Origin of the sequence: Anaerocolumna sp. AGMB13025 (assembly GCF_029689925.1) — a bacterium.
Taxonomy (GTDB): Bacteria; Bacillota; Clostridia; order Lachnospirales; family Lachnospiraceae; genus Anaerocolumna.
In genome coordinates, this window is record NZ_CP121445.1 from 3,010,240 (window position 1) to 3,017,500 (window position 7,261).

At 36.0% G+C, this 7,261-nt stretch carries 6 protein-coding genes (1 of these 6 cut by a window edge); 5 read left to right on the forward strand and 1 reads right to left on the reverse strand.

What is annotated here, in order from left to right:
• Positions 1 to 216 precede the first annotated feature (216 nt).
• Entirely contained in the window at positions 217 to 2,151 is a 1,935-nt protein-coding gene (gene abc-f, locus QA584_RS12275) for a ribosomal protection-like ABC-F family protein (protein ID WP_278274796.1), read from the reverse strand.
• Between the two features lie 226 nt (positions 2,152 to 2,377).
• On the opposite strand from abc-f, the gene QA584_RS12280 reads away from it, so the two are divergent.
• The 5 genes from QA584_RS12280 to alr all read left to right on the forward strand — a co-directional run.
• Entirely contained in the window at positions 2,378 to 3,028 is a 651-nt protein-coding gene (locus tag QA584_RS12280; protein WP_278274797.1) for a redox-sensing transcriptional repressor Rex, read from the forward strand.
• Positions 3,029 to 3,091: 63 nt separating this feature from the next.
• A complete protein-coding gene (locus QA584_RS12285) occupies positions 3,092 to 3,700 on the forward strand; it encodes a hypothetical protein (protein ID WP_278274798.1) in 609 nt (202 codons plus the stop codon).
• Positions 3,701 to 3,737: 37 nt separating this feature from the next.
• The gene (gene acpS, locus QA584_RS12290) at positions 3,738 to 4,106 is read left to right on the forward strand and encodes a holo-ACP synthase (RefSeq protein ID WP_278274799.1); all 369 of its coding nucleotides are present in this window, start codon (positions 3,738 to 3,740) and stop codon (positions 4,104 to 4,106) included.
• 224 nt (positions 4,107 to 4,330) lie between these two features.
• The gene (locus QA584_RS12295) at positions 4,331 to 5,971 is read left to right on the forward strand and encodes an NAD(P)H-hydrate epimerase (RefSeq protein ID WP_278274800.1); all 1,641 of its coding nucleotides are present in this window, start codon (positions 4,331 to 4,333) and stop codon (positions 5,969 to 5,971) included.
• A 242-nt stretch (positions 5,972 to 6,213) separates the two neighbouring features.
• Positions 6,214 to 7,261 carry the 5' portion of an alanine racemase gene (alr, locus tag QA584_RS12300; RefSeq protein WP_278274801.1) on the forward strand. The gene runs 140 nt beyond the window's last position, so only the first 1,048 of its 1,188 coding nucleotides appear in the window; its start codon is at positions 6,214 to 6,216; its stop codon lies beyond the right edge, outside the window.

Genomic DNA, 7,261 nt, shown 5'->3' on the forward strand with positions numbered 1-7,261 from the left:
TTATATAATATTTTATATTTGAAATATTATATAAAGAATATAAAAGACTCTAAATATAAAATTTATATGCAATGAATTATATAAAAACCTATATATCTAAAAAGAACTGCTGTAACAAAGAATTAACGTTACAGCAGCTTTTTTGTTTTTTTATGAAGTTATTACAAAGACCTCAGTGTGCATTTATAGAGAATCTAATTGGTTTATTTAATTGAACTATTCTGCAAGTTCTTCCCATAGTTCTAATAGTTCTTCCAAGCGTTTTTCAATGGTTTTCTTCTCTGTATTAAGTTCCATTAATCTGGTTACATTGGTAAATACCTCTTCCATTGTCAGAAGAGTATCGATTTCTTCATTTCTGGTTTCCAATTTATGAATTTCGTCCTCAGTCTTCTTTAAATCGTTCTGACGTTTTCTAAGTTTGGCCTGTTCTTCCTTCTGTTGTTTCCAATCCTGCTTACCGTCTCCGTTTAATGTATCCATATCGCTGGAACCAAAAGCAGCAGGAGACTGTGACTTGGCATCTGATAAGTAAAGTAATTCCATCTCCGGTTTTTTCTCCAGATAATAATCGTAATTGCCAATGTAATTGAGAAGTTTCTGTTCCGTCAGATCTAAAATTCTGGTGGCAGTCTTATTAATAAAATAACGATCATGGGAGACATAAAGTACAGTGCCTGCATAATGATTAACAGCATTTTCCAGTATTTCTTTTGAAGATATATCCAGGTGATTGGTAGGTTCGTCCAGAATTAAAAAATTAGCTTCGGAAAGCATGAGTTTTGCCAGGGAGACTCTGCCCCGTTCACCACCGCTGATATCCTTAATGCGTTTAAACACGTCATCTCCGGTAAACAGGAATGCTGCCAAAATATTTCGGATTTCCGTATTATCCATATCAGGATAGGTATCCTGCAATTCATCAAATAATGTCTTATCAGGATTTAATACCTGGTGTTCCTGGTCGTAATACCCGATTTTAACTTTAGCCCCTAATTTAATTTCACCTTCATCAAAGTCAATTAACTGATTAATGATTTTTAAGATTGTAGTTTTACCGGTTCCATTATTACCGATGATTGCTACTTTTTCACCACGTTTTATATCAAAACTGATCTTTTTGAACAGGTTTAGGGAAGGGTAGGATTTGCTTAAGTCTGTAACGGTAAGTACATCATTGCCGCTGATTACGTGAGGCTCAAGGCGGATGGACATATGCGATTCCTGAGTAATAGGTTTTTCAATACGCTCAATCTTATCCAGCATTTTTTCACGGCTTTCCGCACGTTTGATGGATTTCTCACGGTTAAAAGAACGAAGTTTTGCAATTACTTCCTCCTGGTGTTTAATTTCTTTTTGTTGGTTTAAGTAATGCTTTAACAGGGCATCTCTTTGAAACGCTTTTTTTTCTGCATAAGCAGAGTAATTGCCCTCATAAGAAGTGGCTTTCGAGTTTTCTATTTCTACAACTTTTGTTACCACTTTATTTAGAAAGTAACGGTCATGTGCAATTACGACTACAGCACCTTTATAATTGAGTAAAAAGTTCTCAAGCCAGGCGATGGACTCCATATCCAGATGGTTTGTTGGCTCATCAAGTAAAATCAGATCTGGTGTACTTAAAAGTAATTTACCCAGAGCAACTCTGGTTTTTTGTCCTCCGGAAAGGTTCGTTACCGGTTTCATAAACTCCTCTTCCTCAAAACCAAGTCCTTTTAAAACTCCGATAACCTCACTTTTATAGGAATATCCATTTTTTAATTCGAATTCATGGGTTAATCTTGTATATGCTGTAAGCATTCGTTCCAATTCATCACCGGAGGCAGTCTTCATATCCAGTTCCAGTTTGTGTATGGAATTATCTAATTCAATAACATCTTTTTTTATGGTAAGGATTTCATCATATATTGAATTTTCAGAGGATAAATCCTGATGCTGAGCTAAATAACCGACAGAGCTTCCTTTCGCAAATATAATTTCTCCTTCATCGGCTGGAAGTTCGCCCATGATAATTTTAAATAAAGTAGATTTGCCAGCTCCATTTACCCCCACAATGGCAGCTTTTTCCCGGTCATTAATATGGAAGGAAATATTATTTAAAATCTGGTCTGTCCCAAAACTTTTACTTATATTTTTACATGCTAATATCATAATGTTATTCTCCGTTAATTTTATGCAAGTATAATTCTACTAAAATCATATTGTAACACAGGAAGAATGTCAAGTAAATGACTAGGTAAACTATATTTGACAATTTAATATCAATCACATATAATTATTTAATAAAGTGGGGTTTTGTGAGTTTTGTGATTATTCAGTCACATTGGTTTATGAAAGACAGTGAATAATTACATTAAATAGTATAGGAGGAATAATCGTGCAGGAAAAGGAAATATCATTAGCTGTAATACAAAGATTACCAAGGTATTACAGGTATTTAGGAGAACTGTTAGAGAATGACGTAGTCCGAATCTCTTCCAAAGAATTAAGTGAAAGAATGAAGGTAACTGCATCACAGATCAGACAGGATTTGAATAATTTTGGGGGATTTGGTCAGCAGGGCTATGGTTATAATGTGGAATACTTATATACAGAAATTGGTAAGATTTTAGGCTTAGATAAATGCTATAATTTAATAATAATCGGAGCAGGTAATTTGGGTCAGGCTCTGGCTAACTATACGGATTTTGAAAGACGGGGATTCTATATAAAAGGAATTTTCGATGTAAATCCAAGACTGGAAGGAATATCAATCCGTGGTACAGAAATCCGCATGCTGGATGAGTTAGAGGATTTTGTGAAAAATAATACAGTTCATATAGCCGCATTAACGATTCCAAAGTTAAAAGCACCAGCCCTTGCAAAAGACCTGGTTCGAATGGGGATAAAAGCTTTTTGGAATTTTGCGCCTACAGACCTTAATCTGCCTGGTGATATTATGGTAGAGAATGTTCATCTGGCAGAGAGCTTAATGCGGTTATCCTATAACCTGAAAGCTTTGGAAGAAAGCAAAGAAGATAAAAATTAGAATTCCTGGTACCAATTAGAACTTGACGCCTGGTAATTACTTTGGTGAAGGAAGTGAATTCAAATGAGAAAATCAAAAGAAGTAAATTATGATAAAATATTTAAGGGTAAGAAGATTCCAATTCTTACCCTGGATGAGCGTTGGCATGAACTATTTCCTGATTATGATAAACCTGCCCATATAAAAGATATTGAAACCAGGTTAAATGATCTAATGAAACAGCAGGGAAAACTTACAAGTGATATGAAAGACATGAAAACCTTAAAATCAAGGCTTATGCAGGAAATCATCACTCATATGGATGTCAATGAGACGGAAGCAGGCAAATTAAAAGCGAAAAAAATGGATCGCAATCAAAAGCTTATTAAGGAACTCAGCGAAAAGATGAATAACACAGAAGACGAATTAATCCAATTACCCTACCGGATTAAAGCGGTTAATGAGCAGTTGATTATTGAAAGCGCAAAGGTATGTTATGCCAGATTAAATAGCAATAATAAAAGAGTTGCCGAAATTACACAATGGGTTTCAAAAGTGAGAGAAGAATTAAAAGAAAAGATACTGGAAAAACAAGATATGGAGATGAAAAACACCTCCATTTACGCGTATATGCATGATATGTTAGGAGCTGAATTGCTGCAGGGGCTGGATGAGGAACTGAAAAATATTTAACAGGTATGGAAAGACCATAGCTGTACAGGAGTTTTAAATGATTGTTGGCATTGGTACTGATTTAATTGAGATTAATCGTGTGGTAAAAGCATGTGAGAATGAAACGTTTCTAAACAAGTATTTTACAGCAAAGGAAATCGAATTGGGAGCTACCCATAAGCAAAAGTATGCAGATAATTTTGCCGTGAAGGAAGCGGTTTCAAAAATGTTCGGAACTGGTTTTCGAGGTATACGACCCATTGAAATAGAAGTTTTAAGAGATCCTTTAGGAAAACCGTACGTTAATTTATACGGATATGCATTAGAACTCAGCAAATCTCTGGAAATCGCAAATATATTTGTCAGTATCACAAATACGAAGGATTACGCCAGCGCATATGTGGTTGGAGAACGAAGTGCGGATTAATGCTAAAGTAAAATCTGGGCAGACATTGCCTTGTTAGCCATCTAAAATAGAGAGCAGACATTGCCCAGTTAGCTATCTAGAATAGAGAGCAGGCATTGCCCTGTTTGCTAGTGTAAAATAGGTATGTCAGGACACCGTAATAAAGTAAAATCAGAGCATTAGTATTGAAGGATAATATTTTAAAGCAACATGTAATAGTTCTACAGGTTGAACGAGGTTTTAATATGAGAACAATAGTTAATTCTTCGCAGATGAAAGCGATTGATGATTATACGATCAAGAAAGTAGGTATTCCTGCAGTTGTATTAATGGAACGGGCCGCTTTGTCGGTAGCTTGCCAGGTAAAAAAACACGCAGATAAACAGGAACGTATATTGGCAGTGTGCGGTACGGGTAATAACGGGGCAGATGGAATAGCAGCAGCACGTATTTTAGCCTTGGAGGGATATCAAGTCAGGATTCTTTTCATTGGTGAAGAAGATAAAGCCTCACTTTTAGCAAAACAGCAGCTATCTATCGTTAGAAATTTAGGTATAACAATAGATAACAATATAGTAATCACTGAATATACTATTATAATAGATGCGTTATTTGGTATTGGTTTAAGCAGGGATATCACAGGTGTTTACAAGGATATTATTGAAAAAATAAACGCAGGCGGACATACGGTTTTTTCCGTAGATATACCTTCCGGACTTTCTGCAGATACCGCAAGACCTATGGGAATATCAGTTAAGGCTGATTATACAATAACCTTTGGTTTAAATAAAATAGGTATGATCTTATATCCAGGCTGCGAATATGCCGGCTGTGTTACGGTTGCAGATATTGGATTTCCACAGCTTGCAGTTACTGCAGTTAACTCCCGCTATTTTAGTTATGAAGATTCGGATTTAGATAAGTTGCCAAAAAGAAAGAATTACTCCAACAAAGGTACTTATGGTAAGGTACTTATCATTGCTGGCTCAAAAGGGATGAGCGGCGCTTGTTACTTTTCTGCAAAAGCAGCATACCGAATGGGTGCTGGTTTGGTAAAAGTCGTGACATCTTCAGAAAACCGAATCATACTGCAATCCCAATTACCGGAAGCACTTATATATACTTACGAGGAGGCTTTCTTTGATGAAATCGTCCTTAAAGAAATAATAAATGAACTAAATTGGGCAGACGTAATAGTAATCGGACCGGGAATCGGAATCAGCGATAATTCCAAAAGGCTGTTAGAGGTAGTATTATCAAAAAGCAAGGTACCCTTAATACTTGATGCTGATGGAATAAATCTGCTGTCCAGGAAGATTAATCTGCTAGAACAGCTTCCTATGCAAAATATGCAGATGTATTCAGATGATGAGTTAAGGAATACGCAGGAATCCATATATGATAAAATATATAATGAAAATGCATCTTCATGGGATAGAACCATAGGTGTTGACCGGATAACTCTCATAAAGTCTTGCCTTCCAAAGAATACGGTATTAACGCCTCATCTGAAAGAACTATCCGGATTATTAAATATTTCGGTATCAAAGATAGCAGAGGGGCTTATAGACATTGCGGACCAGTGCGTAACGAACAATGATCTCATATTTGCGATAAAGGATGCAAGAACCATCGTAGCATCTCAGAATGAGCGGTATATCAATGTAACCGGTAACAATGGAATGGCTACTGGTGGGTCAGGTGATGTATTAACCGGAATCATAGCAGCCTTAATCGCCCAAGGTATGGCTTCAAAGGATGCTGCCAAACTGGGGGTTTTTATACATGGCTTGGCAGGTGATAAGGTCTCTGAGGCTAAGGGAAACTATGCATTAATGGCCAGCGACATAATTGATGCACTTTCGATGGTAATAAACATATCATAATGTCATATTAAAGTTTTTACCAAATCCTTCTCAGATATTTTATGAAAATAATTTTAATCTATTTATTATCAATATGGATACTGTTATTATCAATATGGTTACTGATAATTTTTATAACACTTTAAGGCTTGAAGGTATTTTATATGAATTTAATCAATTATAAGCAATTTGTATATATAAAACGCCTGAAAAAATTGGTATCAGGACTACCATCAAAATCCCGATACGGAATGGAGGAACATATGTCAACAGAGTTAACAGATTCAGATGAGATTGAAAAACGGTATTTCAGGGTGACCGCTAACATTGATCTGGATGCTATTTGCAGAAATATTATCAACACAAGGAAAATAATCAACAATACTACAAAAATAATGGCTATTATCAAAGCGGATGGTTATGGCCATGGAGCAGTTCCCATTGCAAAGACCTTGGACCAAATAGGAGTGGATGCATTTGGAATCGCTATTCTTGAAGAAGGCATTGAATTAAGGCGTGCCGGTATTTTAAAACCGCTGCTAATATTAGGGTATACACCGAAAGAACAATATAAAGAATTACTCCGTTATGATATAACACCAACTATTTTTCAGTATAGCGCAGCAGAGGAATTATCCAAAGAAGCCTTAAAACAGAACAAAACAGCGAAAATCCATATAAAACTGGATACAGGAATGAGTCGGATTGGATTTAGCGATAAAATAGAAAGTTTGGAAGAAATCAAAAAAATTAACGCATTGGAAGGTATCTGCATAGAAGGAGTATTTTCCCATTTTGCATGCGCGGATGAGATAGATAAAACCTCGGCCAAAAACCAGCTTAAACGTTATCTTGCTTTTATAAAACAGTTAGAGGAAGCTGGAATCAATATACCCGTTAAGCATATATCCAATAGTGCCGGAATTATCGATTTACCGGAAGCACAATTAGATATGGTTCGAAGCGGGATTTCGACTTATGGCTTATATCCGTCAGAAGAAGTTAATAAAAATAAGATCGTATTAAAACCTGCCATGGAAATTAAGACCCATGTCAGTTATATAAAAGAGGTTGATGCAGGTGTTGGAGTTAGTTATGGAAGTACATATGTAACAAAAATCAAGACTAAGATCGCAACAATACCTGTTGGTTATGGTGACGGTTATCCAAGGCTTTTATCGTCAAAAGGAAGAGTTTTAATCCATGGTAAAGCTGTACCGATTATCGGAAGAGTATGCATGGATCAGTTTATGGTTGATGTTACGGGACTTGATAAGGTAAAGCAAGGAGATGTGGTTACTCTGTTAGGCA